Raw genomic sequence first — 18,024 nt, 5'->3', positions numbered from 1 at the left:
TGCGGTATAGCGCCGTCAGAACGTGGCATCCAGCAGAACGAAGGTGACGGCCGAAAGGATTGCGGCGGCGGGGACGGTGATGATCCAGGCGGCGACGATGGTGGTGAAGTGGGCGCGGCGCACCAGCATGCGGCGGCGGGCTTCCTCCGGCGGAGCGGAGCGCGCGGGCGCAGGCTCTCGCGCTTCCTTGCCGCGACGCTTGTCGTATTTGCGGCTCATATAGTCGCGGCGGCGCTGCGACCGGGAGGTGTACCACTCCCTGAAGAAACCGACGCCGAAGACCGCGCCGACGGCGATATGGGTGGAGGAGACCGGAAGGCCGAGCCAGGACGCGATGATGACCGTCACGGCCGCCGACAGGGCGACGCAATAGGCGCGCATCGGGTTGAGCTTGGTGATCTGTTCGCCGACCATGCGGATGAGCTTCGGGCCGAAGAGCAGCAGGCCGAAGGAAATGCCAGCCGCGCCGATCAGCATCACCCAGAAGGGGATCGTCACCTTCGCCGTCACCTCGCCGGCGGCCGCGGTGTGGACAACGGCGGCCAGCGGCCCGACTGCGTTGGCGACATCGTTGGCGCCGTGCGCGAAGGACAGAAGCGCCGCCGAGCAGATGAGCGGGATGTTGAACAGCTTGCGCACCGACTGGTTGCGGTTCTCCATCCCCTCGGACTGGCGTCGGATCATCGGCCGGGAGACCAGATAGGTGAGGATGCCGGCACCGATACCGATCAGCAGAATGACGCTGCCATGCAGGTGAACGACCTTCTTCAGCCCCTTCATGGCCAGATAGGCCGAAAAGGCGGTCGCCATCACGGCCAGCAGAACGGGAACCCAGCGCCGCGCGGCGGCGATCTTGTCGTCCTGATAGATGATGTTGATCTTGATGAAGGCGAGGAAGGCGGCGCCGATCACGCCGCCCAGGATCGGCGAGATGATCCAGCTGGCGGCGATCGCGCCCATGACCGGCCAGTTGACGGCGGACATGCCGGCCGCGGCGATGCCGGCGCCCATCACGCCGCCGACGACGGAGTGGGTGGTCGATACCGGCGCGCCGAGGACGGTCGCCAGATTGACCCAGAGCGCCGACGAGATCAGCGCGGCCATCATCGCCCAGATGAAGACATCGGCTTCGGCGACGGTTGCGGGGTCGATGATCCCCTTGGAGATCGTGCTGACGACATCGCCGCCGGCGATGAGTGCGCCGGCGCTTTCGAAGATCGCGGCAATGGCCAGCGCGCCGACCATGGACAGCGCCTTGGAGCCCACGGCGGGGCCGACATTGTTGGCGACGTCGTTGGCGCCGATATTCAGGGCCATATAGCCGCCCAGCATGGCGGCGATGACGATGAAGGCGCTGTTCTGCGCGTCGCTGACATAGAAGGCGGCAAACAGCGCGGCAGCCGCGATGAACAGGATGCCGAAGCCCGGCCGCGCGAAACCGCGCGACACATGGCCGGCGGCTTCCTCGAAGCGGACGATCTTGTCGAGATCCTTGTCGAGGGTCGCCTTCTTCTGCGATCCGCTGGTGTCTGTCATGCGCGAGAAGCTTTCATGGGCTTCCCTGTAACAGTTTGATGACAGTTTCCACAATCGGCTGTCGGGAAAAGCTCCACTGCTTTTGCCGCCGTTCCCGCAAAACGGCGTCAGGCGTAGGGCAGGGACGGCGCGTAGGAGACAATCAGGTCGCGCAGTTCCGGCTCTTGCACATGCTCGGCGGCGGTTGCGCGCGCAAACCATTGCATGTCGCGCTGGCCCTTCTCCGGCCAGTCATCGAGTTGCCGCGTGACGTGGAGGGCGTGGACATAGACCACGCATTCGACCGCGGCGCCTCCGTCCCGGAGCTTGTCGTAGCGATAGGTGCCGATCGCATCGCGGGTGACCCGTCCCTTGATGCCGGCCTCTTCGAAGGCTTCCTGCGCGGCCGATTGCGCTGCGCTCATCGAATGATGCGGCCAGCCCTTGGGAATGACCCAGCGCCCGGTTCCGCGGCTCGTCAGCAGCAGAACCTCAAGCGTGCCGTCGGCGATGCGCCAGGGCAGCGCGCCATATTGCACGCGCGGAGGCCGGGCCATGAGCCCGGGAAGATTGAGCATTCCGCTCGCGCGCTTCAGCAGCAGAAGCTTTTTCCGATCAGCCAGCATCAGGCGGATATGGGGCGATTCGGCGCGATTACGAAGTGAATTGCCGCGGCTTTCAACGAAATCGGCGGTTCAGGGCGTAAATTCCAACATGATGGCGCGCAATTCCGGTTCATCGACCTGTTCGGCGGCTTCCGGGCGGAGGAACCACCGCCGCGTGCGCTGGTTCTTTTCCGGCCAGCGCGCAAGCTCCTCCTCCACCTCCATCGCATGGACGTGGACGACACATTCCACCGCGTCATTGTCGCCGTAAAATTTCAGATAATGAAAGCGGCCGACGGGCTTCTTGGTGATGGCGCCTGTGATGCCGGCTTCCTCGAAGGCCTCCTGCGCTGCCGAGCGGGCTGGTGACATGTTGTCATGTGGCCAGCCTTTCGGAATCACCCAGCGCCCGGTCTCGCGACTGGTGACCAGCATGATCTCAAGCGTTCCGTCGACCCATCGCCAAGGGAGGGCACCGTGCTGGACCTTGGGGGCCGTGCTCAATGCCTTTGCGATCTGGAAGTGCTGGCGCTGACGTCGACGAACGCGATGTCCGCCATTTCCGCTCATCCGCAAATATTGGAATCGCTGGCACTCGGGCGAAACCCCCGAAAACTGCAATATTCGCGATTAAGTGGGGAAAACTACTCGGCGGCCAGTGTCGAATGCGCGGACGACAGCCATTTCGCCACGTCATCCTTTGCGCGCTGTGTCACGGCGCGCTTCTTCGCGATCGTCTTTTCCTTGCCGCGCCAGCGGCCCTGATGCCCCTCGGGCTTTTTCAAGGCGCCGTCTTCGAGCGGCGGGAACAGGCCGAAGTTCACATTCATCGGCTGGAACGAGCGCTTCGCCTCGTCTTGAGAAACGATGTGCCCGCCGGTGATGTGATTCAGGAGCGCGCCGAACGCCGTCGTTTTCGGTGGCAGGGATACCGGCTCGCCAAGGCGCTCGGCGGCGGCGAAACGACCGGCAAGCAGTCCGATCGCCGCGGATTCGACATAGCCTTCGCAGCCGGTGATCTGGCCCGCGAAGCGCAGCCCGGGACGGCTCTTCAATTGGAGGTCTTCCCCGAGCAGGACGGGCGAGTTGAGATAGGTGTTGCGGTGCAGCCCGCCGAGCCGGGCGAATTCGGCGTTCTCAAGCCCGGGAATCAGGCGGAATATGTCTGTCTGCGCGCCGTAACGAAGCTTCGTCTGGAAGCCGACCATGTTGTAGAGCGTGCCAAGCGCGTTGTCCTGGCGAAGCTGCACCACGGCATGGGGCTTCTCGTCCGGCTTGTGGGCGTTGGTCAGGCCCATCGGCTTCATCGGCCCGTGGCGCAAGGTCTCGCGGCCGCGCTCGGCCATGATCTCGATCGGCAGGCAGCCGTCGAAATAGGGCGTGCCTTCCCATTCCTTGAACTCGGTCTTGTCGCCGGCGATCAGCGCGTCGATGAAGGCCTCGTACTGGTCGCGGTTCATCGGGCAGTTGACATAGTCCTTGCCGGTGCCGCCCGGACCGGGCTTGTCGTAGCGCGACTGGAACCAGGCCACGTCCATGTCGATCGTGTCGAAATGCACGATCGGTGCGATGGCGTCGAAGAAGGCGAGCGCATCGGTGCCGGTTTCGCGCGCGATCGCATTCGCCAGAGCCGGTGCGGTGAGCGGGCCGGTCGCGATGATTGCGATATCCCAGTCCGCGGGCGGCAGGCCGGTGATTTCCTCACGCCGGACCTCGATCAGCGGGTGGGCCGCGATCGCCGCGGTGACCGCGTCGGAGAAGCCGTCGCGATCGACGGCGAGTGCCCCGCCGGCAGGCACCTGGTGCGAGTCGGCAGACCGCATGATCAGCGAGCCGGCCATGCGCATCTCCGCATGGATCAGCCCGACGGCGTTCTGCTCGGAATCGTCGGAACGGAAGGAATTGGAGCAGACGAGCTCGGCGAGCCCGTCGGTCTTGTGCGCGTCGGTGCCGCGCACGCCTCGCATCTCGTGCAAGATGACGGGAATACCGCGATCGGCGATCTGCCAGGCGGCTTCGGACCCGGCGAGACCACCGCCGATGACGTGAATGGGGCGCGTGTTCATTTGGGGGAAATACCGCGTCGCGCGCAGGGCTTCAAGAAACGAAAACACCCGCCGCGGGAGGAGGTGCGACGGGTGTCTTTCTGTCGGAGCGGGTCCTGGGAGGAGGAGCGGACCGCGCTCCACATGCCGCCGGAAACCGGGAGGAGGATGATTCCCGACGGAAACTGTGTCTGATCAGGCGCGGGCGGCCTTACGGGCAACAAACGGGATGTCGCCGCGGGTGAAACCGATATCTGCGAGTTCGCGATTGGTCAGGCGGCTCAGCTCGATGCTGGTTTCGCGGTAGCGGCGCCATTCGGCGAGGGTGCGTGCGATGCTCATTGACTTATCCACTTCGTGGCTCTTGGGGTCTGCGATGTTCTGTTGTCGTTGTCGTGACCTGAAGATAATCGATTGAACCCGATTGATAAGTCTCGATGCTGCATTGCAGCCATGCGCATTGTGCAACGCACAAATCGTCGGTTTGTGCGCCTGGTGTATGTCTGCATCTGATGCAAAAACGCCCGCCGCTCAAAAAAGCGGCAGGCGTCTTGAAGGGCGGAGCAGCGGCCAAAGGGAGTGAAGGCCGCGCTCCCTACGTCGTCGGAGCCAAGAGGGGAGGAGCGCTCCGACGAAGAGCTTCGGATCAGGCGCGGGAAACGCGGCGTGCGACGAAAGGAATGTCGCCGCGGTTGATTCCAAGGTCATCCAGCTCACGTGCGGTGAGCTTGTTCAGTTCGTTGCAGGTCGCGCGGTAGCGGCGCCACTCCGTGAGAGAGCGTACGATGTTCATTGTCTCGTCCTTGAGGTGACTGGTATTACGTTGTCTTGTTGTGACGCGTAGATAGGCAGTATCTGGCGCTTTTTTAAGCGATCTTTGCGCATGGGTGCCATGCGTTTTGTGCATTGCACACTGTTGCCGTATTTCTTGACGTTTGGTCAGCGTCGCGTTCCGATGCTAAGAGGTTGGAGCAGGGGGACTTCGGGCGCCGTGGCGACGTTCATCGACAGACAGATCGACGACTGGGAAAAGCGGGGCGTGATCGACGCGCAAACCGCTTTGAAGCTGCGCGAGGACGTCGGTGCGGGCCTGTCTCGCGCGAACGGGACGAGTGCGGCGAAATCGGCGCGCCGGTTTTCCTTCTTCCAGGTGGTCGCGTTCTTCGCCGCGATCTCGCTTGCGGCGGCGGTGCTCATCTTTATCGCCGCAAACTGGGAATATGTGCCGCGCCTGGTGCGGGCCATCGGCGTCATGGTGATCATGGCGGTCGGCTATGTCGGCGGCGCGCTCGTCAACCGGCGTTACGGCGTGCGACGCGGGCTGGTGGAGGAGGCGTGCTATCTGGTGGGCGGTGCGGCCTTTGTCGGCGGCGTCGCGCTGATCGGCCAGATGTACCATATCTCCGGCGACGCGCGCGAAGCGGCGCTGCTCTATGCGGCGGGGCTGGGACTGAGCGGATTTGCGATGCGCTCAAGGGCGCTCGTCGCGGTCGCGGCCGGATGGATGCTCTATTGGCATCTGGACGGGCCGGACGCCGACAATCTCCTGTCCCTGCAATTCGTCATCTTCGCGGCCGCAGTCGTGGTGGGAATCGCCTTTGCGACCATCATGAAGGCTGTCTGGTTGCGCCGGTTCCTCTACATCGTCGGCATCGTCGGGCTGCTGCCCTTCGTCGGCCAGTTCCTCGACGACGTTCTGGAGTTCCTCGTCGACGTCTACGAATCGATCCCGGAGACGATCCGCGTCCTTGGATGGCTCGCGCTGCTGGCGCTGATGTCGCTCGCCATGCTGTTCGCGCGCCTGAAGCCGGCTTCCGCCGGTGGGGCGCCCCTGGTGTCCGGACGGGGCGCGGGCGCCACCTTCGCCCTCGGACTGATCGCGCTCGCCTTCCTGCATGGGGAGTTGCAGAGCGATGGCGGGTTGATCCTCGCCTCAAGCCTCGCTGTCGTCTTCGTTCTTGTGGCGCTGTTTGCGCATGGGCGCGACAGGCGGGTCATCCGTTACATTTCCTATGTGATCTTTGTCGGCGAGATCTTCGTGGTCTACGGCTCCACGGTCTATTCCATGCTCGGCACCTCGGGCTTCTTCCTGGCGCTCGGTCTGGTGCTGGCGGTGATCGCGTTTGCGGTCTATCGCCTCGAACGGTTGTGGAAGGCGCGCAAGGCGCGGGAGGCAGGCGATGCATAAGAAGCCGTTCGTCATCCTCGCCGCGATCCTCAGCGTCGCCTGCCTGAGCGCGGTCCTGTTCTGGATGATCGCCGACCGCGCGACCATCCTGCGCGACGGGCGCGAGGTCGTGCTCAAGACAAGACCCATCGACCCGCGCGACCTTCTGCGCGGACGCTATGTGCGGCTGGACTACGGCATCTCTCGCGTTCCGCCGATGCTGTTCGCGCCCGGCGCGATCGACTATTTCGACAGCGGCACGACGATCTTCGTGCGGCTGGAAGAAGGCGATGACGGGTTCTGGGAGGCGACAGCCGCCGCCGTGGAAACGATCCCGGACGACAGCCCCGCGGATGCGGTGTGGATTCGCGGCGAGACGCAGTTCCGGATGTCCTCGACCGACAATCCCGCGAATGTGAAATACGGCATCGAGCGCTTCTACGCGCCGGAAACGGCGGCGCCTGAAATCGAGCGGCGGATGCGCAGCGGCGACGTCACCGAGATCGTCGTGGCGATCGCCGAGGACGGCCGGGCGCAGATCAAGGCGCTTCGGCAGGCGGGCGAGACGATCTTCACCGAGCGCCTCTATTGAGGTCCCGCCCGGCCCGGATGGCGCGAATCCGGGCATTTTTTCATTGATCGGCGTGCAAGCGGTGGTATAGACGCGCGTTCAAGCGGCATGCTCGTCATGTCCTCGGACAATGCGGATATGGCGGAACTGGTAGACGCACTGGATTTAGGTTCCAGCGCCGCAAGGCGTGGGGGTTCGACTCCCTCTATCCGCACCACCAACCCGCCCGAAAAGGCAACAACGCATGCGGATCGCACCGACGGTCTCAGGCGGCAGGAAGACGAAGGTTGAACTATGCAGGTAAGCGAAACCCTCAATGAAGGGCTGAAACGGGAAATCAAGGTCGTTGTGCCGAAGGCCGACCTTCAGTCCAGACTGGGCGCGCGCCTGGAAGACGCCAAGGGCAAGGTGCAGCTCAAGGGCTTCCGGCCGGGCAAGGTGCCGGTCAATCATCTGCGCAAGATGTACGGCAAGTCCTTCATGGCCGAGATCGTCAACGAGATCCTGAACGAGACGCCGCGCTCCCTGCTGGCCGAACGTGGCGAGAAATCCGCCACCCAGCCGGAAATCGACATGACGGAAGACGAAGCCGAGGCACAGAAGGTGCTCGCCGGCGACGCTGATTTCGAATTCTCGATGAAATACGAAGTCATCCCGCCGATCGAGATCAAGGACTTCTCCTCGATCTCGGTCACCCGCGAAGTGGTCGACATTCCGGATTCGGAAGTCGAGGAGCAGGTGCTGCGCATCGCCCAGTCGGCGGTTGAGTACGAGACCAAGGACGGCGCGGCCGAGAACGGCGATCGCGTGACCATGGACTATCTCGGCAAGGTCGATGGCGAGGCCTTCGAGGGCGGCGCCGACACCGACGCCAACCTGGTTCTCGGTTCCGGCCAGTTCATCCCGGGCTTCGAGGATCAGCTCGTCGGCCTCAAGGCTGGCGATGAGAAGCAGATCACCGTGACCTTCCCGGCCGATTACGGCGCAGAGCATCTTGCGGGCAAGGAAGCGACCTTCGACGTCACCGTCAAGGAAGTCGCCAGCGCCGGCGAAATCACGATCGACGACGAACTGGCGAGCAAGCTCGGCGTCGAGAACGCGGAGCGCCTGCGCGAGGTCGTGCGTCAGCAGATCGAGAGCCAGTACGGCTCGATGACGCGCCAAAAGGTGAAGCGCCAGCTTCTCGACGCGCTGGACGAGCAGTACAAGATCGAAACGCCGTCGCAGCTCGTCGACGCCGAGTTCAACAACATCTGGAACCAGATCACGACCGAGCTGGAGCAGGCGGGCAAAACTTTCGAAGACGAAGAGACGACCGAAGACGAGGCACGCGAGGAGTATATGCGCCTCGCCGAACGCCGCGTGCGGCTCGGCCTGGTCCTGTCGGAGATCGGCGAAAAGGCCGGCGTGACCGTCAGCGAGCAAGAACTGCAGCAGTCGGTCATGAACCATGTCCGCCAGTATCCGGGCCAGGAGCAGCAGGTTTTCGAGTTCTTCAAGAACAACCCCGATGCGGTCGCCAATCTGCGCGCGCCGATCTTCGAGGAGAAGACCGTCGATCACCTGCTCGAGCAGATCTCGGTCACCGACAAGACCGTCAGCAAGGAAGAGCTGATGGCCGATGACGAGGAAGAGACGGCCAAGGAAGCCGCGCCGGCCGAGAAGAAGAAGGCTGCGCCGAAAAAGAAAAAGGCCGCTCCGAAGAAAAAGAAGGACGAGGAAGCCAGCGAGTAATCGCCTCCAGCCGATCCGACAAGAAACCGCCGGCGAGCACACGCTCCCGGCGGTTTTTTCATGTGCGCAGTCGTGACATGCGCCGCGGTGAACCAACCGGCCCGCCATGCGTAAGCAGGGCATGGACAGGGTTCGGACATGACGACAACGATCCGCTTCATACTGGGCGATCAGCTTTCGCGTGACATCAGCAGCCTTGCCGATATCGGCGGGGATGACGTCGTGCTGATGTGCGAGGTGGCCGAGGAGGCGGGCTACGTCCCGCATCACAAGAAGAAGATCGCGCTGGTCTTCTCGGCGATGCGGCATTTCGCCGAGGAACTGCGGCGCTCCGACATCCGTGTCGATTACCGCGACTACGATGAGAGCCTGGCCTCATTCACCGAGGCCTTGCGCGATGCCGTGGAACGGCATGGAGCTGACCGGGTGGTCGTGACTGAGGCGGCCGAGTATCGGGTCCTGGAGATGCAGAAGGACTGGGCACGAGATCTTTGTGTCGAGGTCGAGCTGCGGCCGGATGACCGCTTCATCGCTACGCAGAGGGAGTTTGCGGACTGGGCGGACGGTCGCAAGGAACTTCGCATGGAGTTCTTCTACCGCGAGATGCGCCGCAAGACCGGACATCTCATCGCCGCCGACGGAGGCCCGGAGGGCGGGGATTGGAATTTCGACAAGGACAATCGCGAGGCGCTGCCGGACAACATCGCCATACCGGAGCGGCCGACCTACACGGTCGATGACACGACCCGGGAGGTGCTGGATCTCGTGGAAGCGCGCTTTGCGGACCATCCTGGCGACCTGGAGCGGTTCACCTACCCGGTCACGCGGCGCCAGGCGCTGCATTATCTCAACTGGTTCGTCGACGAGGCTTTGCCCTGTTTCGGAACCTACCAGGACGCCATGCGACAGGGCGAGGCGTTGCTTTTCCATTCGCACCTCTCAGCCCTGATCAATTGCGGCCTTCTTGGTGCGCGTGAGTGCTGCGAGAGAGCGGAGGCCGCGTACCGGGACGGCGAGGCGCCGCTCAACGCCGTCGAGGGGTTCATCCGTCAGATCATCGGCTGGCGGGAATTCATTCGCGGGATCTACTGGCATCAAATGCCGGGTTATGGCGCGCGCAACGCGCTGGAGGCGAAGCGCGACCTGCCGGATTTCTTCTGGACCGGCGACACGCAGATGAATTGCCTGCGCCAGTCGATTACGGAGACGCTGGAGAACGCCTATGCGCACCACATCCAGCGGCTGATGGTGATCGGCAATTTCGCGCTTCTGGCGGGACTCGACCCCAAGCAGGTGCAGGATTGGTATCTCGCGATCTATCACGACGCCTACGAGTGGGTCGAAATGCCCAATGTGGTGGGCATGATCCTCTACGCCGATGCCGGTCTCGTCGCCTCCAAGCCCTATGCGGCATCTGGCGCCTATATTCATCGGATGTCGGATTACTGCGAGAACTGCCGTTTTGCCGTGACGAAGAAGAACGGGCCGAAGGCTTGCCCCTTCAACTACCTCTATTGGGATTTCATCGGCCGCAACCGCGAGCGGTTCGCCGGCAATCGGCGAATGGGCATGATCGACCGGACGCTTCAGCGGATGAGCGACGACAAGCGTGACGCGATTCGAGACGATGCGGCGCGCTTTTTCCGGGCGCTCAGCAAGGGAGAGGTCTGACGCGGTTTTCCGGCAGGAAGGCTTGCGGCAGCGTGTCCGGGGTTTCCCCGCGCGACAGAGACACAACGGCTTTCGCCATCAGATGTGCGATCGCGAAGCTGATCTTGAACCCGCCGGTGGCGACGGACACGCCACTCAAACCGGGCAGGGGCCCGACAAGCGGTTCACGACCCGCTGCCTTCGGCCGGACGCCGGCCCAGCGTTCGATGACCTCCGCGTCCTTCAGCGCCGGGCACAGGGAGGTCGCGTGCTTGATAACGGCCTCCAGCCGCTCGTCAGTGGTCAGCGGGTCGCCGAAAGTGTTCTCCGATGTCGAGCCGATCGCGACGTGGCCATCCGCATGGGCAATCACATAGGTGCCGTTGTCGTAGAGGATCGGCAGTGCCGGATCGACCGGTATCGCGGGCCGCAGAAGCGCAGCCTGGCCTTTGACGCCGGTTCCGGCCGGGGCAGCGAGAAGGGCTTCGATGAGGCCAAAGGTCTGCCAACCGGCGGCAAGTACGACATGGCCTGCAGCGATTTCATCATCGGTTGTCCTTAGCTTACCATCCGCTTCGATCTGCTCGACGGCGACGCCTTCACGGATCGTCACGCCGGACATCTCCGCTGCCTGACGCAGGGCGGAAAGCAACCCTCGCGGGCTCACCCGGGCCGAAAGCGTGTCGGCGTTGATGCCGAAGGGCATTTCGGCGGGCGGAAGCCAGGTTGCATCCGGCGTCTCGTCGGAGACGTCCCAGCGAAACGGCGCCGGCCAGCGTTCCCGCGAGGCTTGCGCCCAATCGCCGCTCTGGCGGCGCTTTTCGGCGTTTCGGATCGGCATGATCCGGCCGCATCGTCGGTATCCGGTGGAGATGCCGGTCAGCGCTTCAAGTTCGGCGATTTCCGTCTCGAGCGAAAGGAGACCGTCCAACTGAAACTGCTTCTTGTCCGTCCATCCGGTTGGCTGATGCGGCATCAACGCGCCCAGCAACCCGCCGCTTGCGCCGGCACCGATGGTGCGTTGTTCCAGAAGCGTGGCCGAAAGGCCTTGCCGCGCGGCCTCGAATGCCGTCCATAGGCCGACAATGCCACCGCCGACGACGACGAAATCGGGAGAGCGGGTGGTGATCGATGGCGGCATGGGCGATGGCTGATCTGAAACGCGACGAGGTGACATGGTTTGACGGCGATATGCCGTTTTCGCAGAGCTTTGGCGACCATTTTTACTCCCGTGCCGACGGCCGGGCCGAATGCGGGCACGTGTTCATGGGCGGCAACGGCTTGCCGGAACGCTGGGCGGAGGCCGAAGACTTCGTCATCGGGGAACTGGGTTTCGGCACCGGATTGAACTTCCTTGAGACCTGGAGACTATGGCGGAATTGCCGCGAACCGGGCCGCTCGCTAACCTTCGTGTCCTTCGAGGCCTTTCCGATGACGGCCGACCAGATCGCCCGGGCGCTGACCGCCTGGCCAGACCTTGGGGATCAGATGCAGGTGATGCTGGATCACTGGCCGACCTTGTCGGACGCGCCGGCGGCATGGCGGATGGACGAGCAGACGACGCTGACGGTCATCGTCGGCGAGGCGCTGGACGGGGTGCGCGGCTGGGAAGGTGCGGCGAATGCCTGGTATCTCGACGGGTTCGCCCCCGCGAAAAACCCGGACATGTGGTCGGAGGAGCTCATGCGCGCCGTCGTGGATGCAACCAAGCCGGGCGGAACCTTCGCGAGCTATACGGCGGCCGGCTGGGTGCGTCGCAACCTCCAGGCGGCGGGTTTCGCTGTCGAAAAACGGCCGGGCCACGCCGGCAAGCGCGAGATGATCTGCGGCGTGAAGGCCGGCTAGTCCTTCCAGGCGATGACCAGCCATCCGGGAATGGGTTCGCCTTGTTCACTGCGGACAGTGATCGGATCGAAGGCGGAAATGCGCGCAAAACCAAAGCGTTCCAGGCACGCCTTCAGATAGTCGGCGCTGTGTGCGAATCGCTGGTTGGGCGTGACCCGCCAGCTCTTGCCGGCGAACGCGTCGCCGGGCAGTGTCTCTGACGAAAAGGCGAAACACGCGCCCGGGCCGGTGTTGGCCGCAACGCCCGCGAAGAGCGGTTCCAGCGCGCCGACATAGGGCAGAACGTCAGTCGCCACGACGAGATCGAAGGGCGCGTAGTCCGCGCCATCATCGGTGCTCCGGGCCTTTTCCCACTCTTCGAGGAAGTGCACGGCCTCGTTGACGAAGAGCGCGTCGTAGACGGCGCGTTCGTCGGCCATATCGACCATGTTCTCCGAAATGTCGACGCCGGTGGCGTGTTCGCAGAACGGGCCGAGCGTCATGCCGGACAGGCCCGTGCCACAGCCGAGATCAAGCATGCGCGCGAAATGCAGGTCAGGCTCTTGGCCGAATATCCCGGCGAGCTGCATCGGGACCGCGTAGCCGAGATCGCCCGTCAGGATGTCGTCGAAGACCTCGGCGTGCTGGTCGAACAACGTGGCGACATAGGCGTCGGGCGCCTTGTCGGGCGCGTCTCCCAGCCCCATGGCGGCCAGTCGCACGGAGGCGCCGCAGGTGTCGGCCGGGTCGATCTCCAGGCAGGTGCGGTACAGTGTGGCGGCCTTTTCGCTCTCGCCGGCCTTTTCCATCTCGAGTGCCGCGTCATAGGCCTCAGAGAGCCGTTCCATCTGTTCTTCGGAGATCATCGCCGGGGCTTGCCTGCGCCGTTTCGGGAAGCGCTGCTTAACCATGGCGCTTAGCCAAATGTCAAAGCGCAAGCGGTAGTGTGCGACTGAAAAGGCCTGCCTTTCAATCCGCGGAGACGCATATGAACACCCAGGACAACGCACAGCCGATCGCCGAATTGATGGCGCGCAAACGCATCACCGACGAGGATGTGCTGCGTCTGCGGCGCGAGGTCTATCGCGACGGCATCGTCAGCCGCGACGAGGCGCATGACGTTTTCGCGCTGGACCACGCGGTCGACGAGAAGCCGGAGAGCTGGCGTGAATTCTATGTCGAGGCGCTGGCGGATTTCCTCGTCAATCGGGAAGCGCCGCGTGGCTACATCTCTGCGGAGAACGCGTCCTGGTTGATCGACTGGATCGCCCATGACGGCGTGGTCGATCATCGCACCGAACTGGAACTGCTGGTCAAGGCGATGGAGAAGGCGACCCGCGTGCCGCCGCCGCTCGCCGGTTTCGCGCTCGACCAGGTTGCGCTCGCAGTCGTAGACGGCAAGGGCGTTCTGGCGCGGGGCCGTGTGCTGACGCCCGGCATGGTCGGCGAGGACGAGGTGGAGCTTCTTCGGCGCATTCTCTATGCGGCCGGCGGAGACGGCAGTATCGCGATCACGCGCGACGAAGCGGAGGTGCTGTTTCGCATCAACGACCGGACCAGCGAAGCCGACAATCATCACTCCTGGACGGAGCTCTTCACCAAGGCGATCGCCTGTTCGCTGATGGTGGCGTCGGGCTACGCGCCGCCGAGCCGGGAAGAAGCGCTGCGGCGCGAGGACTGGCTGAACGACACGTCGGTCAATCTCGGCGGCTTCTTCTCGCGGATGTTCTCCGGCAGCCTCAGCGCTCACATGGACGCAGTGCGGCTCGAGACCGGGTCGGAAGCCTATTACGGGCAACGCAATGCCGAACAGAGCGGCCTGCGCACCTCAAGCGAGCGGATCGACGAGGGCGAAGTCGCATGGCTGGTGGAACGCATCGGCCGCGATGGCGTGCTGCATGACAACGAAAAGGCATTGCTGGGTTACCTGAAGCGGGAATCGCCGGACATTCATCCGGCGCTGCAGCCGCTCCTCGACAAGGTTGCCTGATCGTCAGATGTCGCTGCGGCGCTGCAGCCGCAGCAACTCGTCCTCGATACGGCTCAAGGTCGCGCCAGTGTCCTCGTGGAGCTGGCGCAACTTGTCCACCTGACCGCGCAGAATGGTGATCGCGTCGTTGCGCGGATCGTCCGGCGGCGCTTCGCCGACGCCGTGGAGCAGCCAGGGCATGCTGACATTGAGAATGCCGGCGATCATCGACAGCCGGTTGGCGCGAGGCTCCGAGCGGTCGCTTTCCCAGGCCTGAACGGTGGCGGTCTTGACGCCGAGCCGGCGCGCGAACTGCGCGGCGGACATGCCGCTGGCGTCGCGGGCGCGCGACAGCCGTCCGCCGAGCGTGTCGGAATCAGGCGTTGCGGTGAAGATCGTTGCTTCGGTCATGTTTTTCCCGTCATGTCTTTGGAGCGCCGAGCCTCGCGGCATGCCAGCGCAGGTGATCCTCCATGAATGTGGAGATGAAATTATAGGAATGATCGTAGCCGGGCTGCATGCGGAGCGTCAGAGGGATGCCCGATTTGCGGCATGCGTCCTCGAACAGCCAGGGTTTCAGGCCTTCGTCGAGGAACTGGTCGGCGTCGCCCTGGTCGATCAGGAATTCGTCGAACCGCTTGCCGTTCTCGACGAGGGCGCAGGCGTCATGCGCGCGCCAGGCTGACTGATCCGATCCCAGATAGGTGGTCAGCGCGTTCTTGGCCCAATCGGCCGTCGAGGGAGAGACGATTGGCGCGAAGGCCGAGCAGGACCGGAAACGGTCTGGATGGTTGAGCGCGATGGTCAGCGCACCGTGGCCGCCCATCGAGTGGCCGAAGATTCCCTGGTGATCCATATCGACGGGAAACTGGCCGGCGACGAGCTGGGGCAACTCCTCCGTGATGTAGGAGTACATCTGGTAGTTCGGCGCCCATGGATCCTGCGTCGCATCGACATAGAAGCCGGCGCCTGTTCCGATCTGCCAGTTGTCCTTCTCGTCATGAATTTGATCACCACGGGGGCTGGTGTCGGGGCAGATGACGACGAGGCCCAACTCCGCGGCCATGCGGCGGTATTCGCCCTTGTCCATCACGTTTTGATGGGTGCATGTGAGGCCCGAGAGGTACCACACGACCGGGCAGGGGCCTTCAGCGGCCTGCGGAGGCGTGAAGACCGCGAAGGTCATCTCGCACTGAGTTGAGGTGGCGTCGTGGCTGTAGACGCCCTGGACGCCCCCATGGGCCTTGGATTGGGAAACGGTTTTCATTCTCGGTCGGTCCAATCTATTGTCGTCATGCGCGCAGGGCGCGGCGGCAGACGCGGTCGAGCGCCTGAAGGAAGGTCGAACGGTCCTCGCGCGAGAAGGACCGGTTGAAACCGCGATCCTCGCCGGTCTCGCGAAGATGTTGCTTCAGGTCGCGCATCGCCACCGCCATGCCGATGGTTTCCGGCGTGTGTTCGCGGCCGGTGTTGCCGAGGACATGGACGCCCTTTTCCACGCAGCGCGCGGCGAGCGGAATGTCCTGCGTGACGACGATGTCGCCGGGGCCGGCTTGTTCCGCAATCCAGTCATCGGCCGCGTCGGCGGATTTAGGCACGACGACATGGCGTATCATGGGATCGCGTGAAGGTCTAAGCCCGCCATTCGAAACCAGTGTGACAACAAGGTCGTGGCGCTCTGCGACCCGTATGATCTCCGCCTTGACCGGGCAGGCGTCGGCATCGACATAGATGATCGGGTCCGAAGTGTCGGTCATGGTGCGAGGCTTGGGCGGTTCGGTCAGGAATGGCGCTGGCGGGCCAGCGCCGCGCCGGCGCCGAGGGCCTGCAGCTTGCCAACCGCGACATCGCGCGAGAGCGGCGCCAGGCCGCAATTGGTGCAAGGGTAGATGCGTTCCGCATCGGCGTATTTCAGGGCCTCGTCGATGACGGTGGCGACGGCCTCCGGCGTTTCGATGTCGGTGGAGGCAACGTCGATGCAGCCGACAAGGACATCCTTGTCCGGCAGCAGGCCGATCAGCGAGATCGGCACATGCGAATTGGCGCATTCGAGCGAGACCTGGCTGATCGACGACGCGTTGATCGCCGGGAAGGTTTCCTCATATTGCCGCCATTCGCCGCCGAGCGTCTTCTTCCACTCGATATTGGCCTCGATGCCGTAGCCGTAGCAGATGTGGACCGCCGTCGTGCATTTCAGGCCGCGCGCGGCGCGATCCAGCGCCTCGACGCCCCATTCCTTCACATCCTCCATGAAGACGTTGAAGGCGGGCTCGTCGAACTGGATCGTGTCGACGCCGGCGGCTTCCAGTTCAAGCGCTTCCTCATTGAGGATGTCGGCAAAGGCCATCGCCATGTCGGCGCGCTTGCCGTAATGGCCGTCAGCCAGCGTGTCGCAGATCGTCATCGGGCCGGGCAGGGTCCATTTCAGGCCCTTCTTCGTATGCGCCCGGCAGAAGGCGGCCTCGTCCCGGTGGACCGGACGGCTGCGCTTCACCGGCCCTGTCACGGTCGGGACATCCACGACATAGCGGTTGTTGCGGATGCCCATCTTCGTCTTTAGGTCCCAGTCGATCCCTTCGACCGTTTCGAGGAAGCCGTGCACGAAATGGGTTCTAAACTGCTCGCCGTCGGAGACGATCTCGATGCCGGCATCCTCCTGCAGCTTGACCCAGACGAGCGCTGCATCCCGCTTCGCCTGATCGAGCTCGGCAGCTTCGAGCTTCCATTTCGGCCAAAGCTTTTCAGTCTCCGCCAACCAGGACGGTTTCGGCAGGCTGCCGGCGACTGTCGGGCGGAAGAGCATCAGAATTCCACGACGGCCCGGATCGATTTGCCCTCATGCATGAGATCGAAACCCTTGTTGATCTCCTCAAGCTTCAGCTTGTGGGTGATCATCGGGTCGATCTCGATCTTGCCGTCGACATACCAGTCGACAATCTTCGGCACGTCCGTGCGGCCGCGCGCGCCGCCGAAGGCGGTGCCTCTCCAGGAGCGGCCGGTGACAAGCTGGAACGGACGAGTGGAGATTTCCTGGCCGGCGCCGGCGACGCCGATGATGATCGATTCGCCCCAGCCGCGATGCGAACATTCCAGCGCCTGGCGCATGACTGTCGTGTTGCCGGTGCAGTCGAATGTGTAGTCGGCGCCGCCGATCTGGTCGGCGCCGCGCTTGGTCATGTTGACGATCTCGGTGACGACGTTGTCGACTTCCTTCGGATTGACAAAGTGAGTCATTCCAAAGCGTTCGCCCCATTCCTTCTTGGAATCGTTGATGTCCACGCCGATGATCATGTCGGCTCCGGCCATCTTCAGGCCCTGGATGACGTTGAGGCCGATGCCGCCGAGGCCGAAGACGGCAGCCGTCGCGCCGATCTCGACCTTCGCCGTGTTGATGACCGCGCCGATGCCGGTGGTCACGCCGCAGCCGATGTAGCAGATCGTGTCGAAGGGGGCGTCGGGATTGACCTTCGCCACAGCGATTTCAGGCAGAACCGTGAAGTTGGAGAAGGTCGAGCAGCCCATGTAGTGGTGGATCGGCTTGCCATCGAGCGAGAAGCGGCTGGTGCCGTCCGGCATCAGCCCCTGGCCTTGGGTCGCGCGGATGGCGGTGCACAGATTGGTCTTGCGCGACAGGCAGGACGGGCATTCGCGGCATTCCGGCGTGTAGAGCGGGATGACGTGGTCGCCCTTCTTCACGGTGGTCACGCCCGGGCCGACATCGACCACGACGCCTGCGCCTTCATGGCCGAGAATCGCGGGAAACAGCCCCTCGGGATCAGCGCCCGACAGGGTGAATTCGTCGGTATGACAAATGCCTGTGGCCTTGATCTCGACCAGAACCTCGCCGGCTTTCGGGCCTTCGAGATCGACTTCGACGATCTCCAGCGGTTTACCTGCTTCGAATGCGACGGCGGCGCGTGTTTTCATTGCGGAGCCTCTCCCGT

Annotated in this window: 19 protein-coding genes and 1 tRNA gene; 7 read left to right on the top strand and 13 right to left on the bottom strand. The window is 63.7% G+C overall.

Features of this window, described 5'->3' with window-relative positions:
- Window positions 1-15: 15 nt before the first annotated feature.
- From MRY80_RS01940 to MRY80_RS01915, 6 genes are all read right to left on the bottom strand, one after another.
- Window positions 16-1,536 carry an inorganic phosphate transporter gene (locus tag MRY80_RS01940; RefSeq protein WP_293287376.1) on the bottom strand — a complete coding sequence of 507 codons (1,521 nt, stop codon included), beginning with the start codon at window positions 1,534-1,536 and terminating at the stop codon, window positions 16-18.
- A gap of 107 nt (window positions 1,537-1,643) precedes the next feature.
- The gene (locus MRY80_RS01935; RefSeq protein WP_293287375.1) at window positions 1,644-2,093 is read right to left on the bottom strand and encodes an NUDIX hydrolase; all 450 of its coding nucleotides are present in this window, start codon (window positions 2,091-2,093) and stop codon (window positions 1,644-1,646) included.
- 117 nt (window positions 2,094-2,210) lie between these two features.
- Complete coding sequence (locus MRY80_RS01930; RefSeq protein ID WP_293287374.1) at window positions 2,211-2,690, bottom strand: NUDIX hydrolase; 480 nt, start codon at window positions 2,688-2,690, stop codon at window positions 2,211-2,213.
- A gap of 74 nt (window positions 2,691-2,764) precedes the next feature.
- Window positions 2,765-4,186 carry a methylenetetrahydrofolate--tRNA-(uracil(54)-C(5))-methyltransferase (FADH(2)-oxidizing) TrmFO gene (gene trmFO, locus MRY80_RS01925; RefSeq protein ID WP_293287373.1) on the bottom strand — a complete coding sequence of 474 codons (1,422 nt, stop codon included), beginning with the start codon at window positions 4,184-4,186 and terminating at the stop codon, window positions 2,765-2,767.
- A gap of 174 nt (window positions 4,187-4,360) precedes the next feature.
- Complete coding sequence (locus MRY80_RS01920) at window positions 4,361-4,507, bottom strand: DUF1127 domain-containing protein (RefSeq protein ID WP_293287372.1); 147 nt, start codon at window positions 4,505-4,507, stop codon at window positions 4,361-4,363.
- Between the two features lie 304 nt (window positions 4,508-4,811).
- A complete protein-coding gene (locus MRY80_RS01915) occupies window positions 4,812-4,958 on the bottom strand; it encodes a DUF1127 domain-containing protein (RefSeq protein ID WP_293287371.1) in 147 nt (48 codons plus the stop codon).
- Between the two features lie 198 nt (window positions 4,959-5,156).
- Between MRY80_RS01915 and MRY80_RS01910 the strand changes: the two genes are divergently transcribed.
- From MRY80_RS01910 to MRY80_RS01890, 5 genes are all read left to right on the top strand, one after another.
- Window positions 5,157-6,353, top strand: coding sequence for a DUF2157 domain-containing protein (locus MRY80_RS01910; RefSeq protein ID WP_293287370.1), 1,197 nt, complete (start codon window positions 5,157-5,159; stop codon window positions 6,351-6,353).
- Entirely contained in the window at window positions 6,346-6,924 is a 579-nt protein-coding gene (locus MRY80_RS01905; RefSeq protein ID WP_293287369.1) for a GDYXXLXY domain-containing protein, read from the top strand. Before MRY80_RS01910 ends, MRY80_RS01905 begins: the two co-directional genes overlap by 8 nt.
- 111 nt (window positions 6,925-7,035) lie before the next feature.
- Window positions 7,036-7,120: transfer RNA gene (locus MRY80_RS01900), tRNA-Leu, on the top strand.
- A gap of 77 nt (window positions 7,121-7,197) precedes the next feature.
- Window positions 7,198-8,637: a trigger factor gene (tig, locus tag MRY80_RS01895; RefSeq protein WP_293287368.1), complete on the top strand. Its 1,440-nt coding sequence runs from the start codon at window positions 7,198-7,200 to the stop codon at window positions 8,635-8,637.
- 138 nt (window positions 8,638-8,775) lie between these two features.
- Window positions 8,776-10,308 (top strand): cryptochrome/photolyase family protein, encoded by a 1,533-nt coding sequence (locus tag MRY80_RS01890; protein ID WP_293287367.1) that lies wholly within the window; start codon window positions 8,776-8,778, stop codon window positions 10,306-10,308.
- Here the strand turns inward: MRY80_RS01890 and MRY80_RS01885 are convergent.
- Window positions 10,289-11,428: an FAD-dependent oxidoreductase gene (locus MRY80_RS01885; RefSeq protein WP_293287365.1), complete on the bottom strand. Its 1,140-nt coding sequence runs from the start codon at window positions 11,426-11,428 to the stop codon at window positions 10,289-10,291. The two genes, MRY80_RS01890 and MRY80_RS01885, sit on opposite strands and share 20 nt — an antisense overlap.
- Before the next feature lie 5 nt (window positions 11,429-11,433).
- On the opposite strand from MRY80_RS01885, the gene mnmD reads away from it, so the two are divergent.
- A complete protein-coding gene (gene mnmD, locus MRY80_RS01880) occupies window positions 11,434-12,132 on the top strand; it encodes a tRNA (5-methylaminomethyl-2-thiouridine)(34)-methyltransferase MnmD (RefSeq protein ID WP_293287363.1) in 699 nt (232 codons plus the stop codon).
- On the opposite strand, the gene MRY80_RS01875 is transcribed toward mnmD, so the two are convergent.
- On the bottom strand, window positions 12,129-12,959 hold the full coding sequence (locus tag MRY80_RS01875; RefSeq protein ID WP_293287361.1) for a methyltransferase domain-containing protein: 831 nt from the start codon (window positions 12,957-12,959) through the stop codon (window positions 12,129-12,131). The genes mnmD and MRY80_RS01875 overlap by 4 nt on opposite strands.
- 140 nt (window positions 12,960-13,099) lie before the next feature.
- Between MRY80_RS01875 and MRY80_RS01870 the strand changes: the two genes are divergently transcribed.
- The gene (locus MRY80_RS01870) at window positions 13,100-14,101 is read left to right on the top strand and encodes a hypothetical protein (RefSeq protein ID WP_293287359.1); all 1,002 of its coding nucleotides are present in this window, start codon (window positions 13,100-13,102) and stop codon (window positions 14,099-14,101) included.
- Between the two features lie 3 nt (window positions 14,102-14,104).
- Here MRY80_RS01870 and MRY80_RS01865 read toward each other — a convergent pair whose 3' ends face one another.
- The 5 genes from MRY80_RS01865 to MRY80_RS01845 are packed head-to-tail and all read right to left on the bottom strand — an operon-like array spanning window position 14,105 to window position 18,007.
- Window positions 14,105-14,491, bottom strand: a complete 387-nt coding sequence (locus MRY80_RS01865) for a helix-turn-helix transcriptional regulator (protein WP_293287357.1) — start codon at window positions 14,489-14,491, stop codon at window positions 14,105-14,107.
- A 10-nt stretch (window positions 14,492-14,501) separates the two neighbouring features.
- Window positions 14,502-15,347: an S-formylglutathione hydrolase gene (gene fghA, locus MRY80_RS01860; protein ID WP_293287355.1), complete on the bottom strand. Its 846-nt coding sequence runs from the start codon at window positions 15,345-15,347 to the stop codon at window positions 14,502-14,504.
- A gap of 25 nt (window positions 15,348-15,372) precedes the next feature.
- Window positions 15,373-15,837, bottom strand: coding sequence for a YaiI/YqxD family protein (locus MRY80_RS01855; protein WP_293287353.1), 465 nt, complete (start codon window positions 15,835-15,837; stop codon window positions 15,373-15,375).
- A gap of 23 nt (window positions 15,838-15,860) precedes the next feature.
- Entirely contained in the window at window positions 15,861-16,883 is a 1,023-nt protein-coding gene (locus tag MRY80_RS01850) for a methionine synthase (protein WP_293287351.1), read from the bottom strand.
- Window positions 16,883-18,007: an S-(hydroxymethyl)glutathione dehydrogenase/class III alcohol dehydrogenase gene (locus tag MRY80_RS01845; RefSeq protein WP_293287349.1), complete on the bottom strand. Its 1,125-nt coding sequence runs from the start codon at window positions 18,005-18,007 to the stop codon at window positions 16,883-16,885. The genes MRY80_RS01850 and MRY80_RS01845 overlap by 1 nt, the downstream gene beginning before the upstream one ends.
- Between the last annotated feature and the right edge of the window lie 17 nt (window positions 18,008-18,024).

The organism is Oricola sp., assembly GCF_022763245.1.
In the GTDB taxonomy this organism is placed as follows: domain Bacteria; phylum Pseudomonadota; class Alphaproteobacteria; order Rhizobiales; family Rhizobiaceae; genus Oricola.
Note: the sequence above shows the minus strand (reverse complement) of the source record. Positions and strands in the feature narration are given on the sequence as shown.

What these genes read in the sequence shown, in the direction of transcription:
- MRY80_RS01940 (WP_293287376.1), bottom strand. Translation starts at nt 1,536, where the DNA reads ATGACAGACACCAGCGGATCGCAGAAGAAGGCGACCCTCGACAAGGAT.
- MRY80_RS01935 (WP_293287375.1), bottom strand. Translation starts at nt 2,093, where the DNA reads ATGCTCAATCTTCCCGGGCTCATGGCCCGGCCTCCGCGCGTGCAATAT.
- MRY80_RS01930 (WP_293287374.1), bottom strand. Translation starts at nt 2,690, where the DNA reads ATGAGCGGAAATGGCGGACATCGCGTTCGTCGACGTCAGCGCCAGCAC.
- trmFO (WP_293287373.1), bottom strand. Translation starts at nt 4,186, where the DNA reads ATGAACACGCGCCCCATTCACGTCATCGGCGGTGGTCTCGCCGGGTCC.
- MRY80_RS01920 (WP_293287372.1), bottom strand. Translation starts at nt 4,507, where the DNA reads ATGAGCATCGCACGCACCCTCGCCGAATGGCGCCGCTACCGCGAAACC.
- MRY80_RS01915 (WP_293287371.1), bottom strand. Translation starts at nt 4,958, where the DNA reads ATGAACATCGTACGCTCTCTCACGGAGTGGCGCCGCTACCGCGCGACC.
- MRY80_RS01905 (WP_293287369.1), top strand. Translation starts at nt 6,346, where the DNA reads ATGCATAAGAAGCCGTTCGTCATCCTCGCCGCGATCCTCAGCGTCGCC.
- tig (WP_293287368.1), top strand. Translation starts at nt 7,198, where the DNA reads ATGCAGGTAAGCGAAACCCTCAATGAAGGGCTGAAACGGGAAATCAAG.
- MRY80_RS01890 (WP_293287367.1), top strand. Translation starts at nt 8,776, where the DNA reads ATGACGACAACGATCCGCTTCATACTGGGCGATCAGCTTTCGCGTGAC.
- MRY80_RS01885 (WP_293287365.1), bottom strand. Translation starts at nt 11,428, where the DNA reads ATGCCGCCATCGATCACCACCCGCTCTCCCGATTTCGTCGTCGTCGGC.
- mnmD (WP_293287363.1), top strand. Translation starts at nt 11,434, where the DNA reads ATGGCTGATCTGAAACGCGACGAGGTGACATGGTTTGACGGCGATATG.
- MRY80_RS01875 (WP_293287361.1), bottom strand. Translation starts at nt 12,959, where the DNA reads ATGGAACGGCTCTCTGAGGCCTATGACGCGGCACTCGAGATGGAAAAG.
- MRY80_RS01870 (WP_293287359.1), top strand. Translation starts at nt 13,100, where the DNA reads ATGAACACCCAGGACAACGCACAGCCGATCGCCGAATTGATGGCGCGC.
- MRY80_RS01865 (WP_293287357.1), bottom strand. Translation starts at nt 14,491, where the DNA reads ATGACCGAAGCAACGATCTTCACCGCAACGCCTGATTCCGACACGCTC.
- fghA (WP_293287355.1), bottom strand. Translation starts at nt 15,347, where the DNA reads ATGAAAACCGTTTCCCAATCCAAGGCCCATGGGGGCGTCCAGGGCGTC.
- MRY80_RS01855 (WP_293287353.1), bottom strand. Translation starts at nt 15,837, where the DNA reads ATGACCGACACTTCGGACCCGATCATCTATGTCGATGCCGACGCCTGC.
- MRY80_RS01850 (WP_293287351.1), bottom strand. Translation starts at nt 16,883, where the DNA reads ATGCTCTTCCGCCCGACAGTCGCCGGCAGCCTGCCGAAACCGTCCTGG.
- MRY80_RS01845 (WP_293287349.1), bottom strand. Translation starts at nt 18,007, where the DNA reads ATGAAAACACGCGCCGCCGTCGCATTCGAAGCAGGTAAACCGCTGGAG.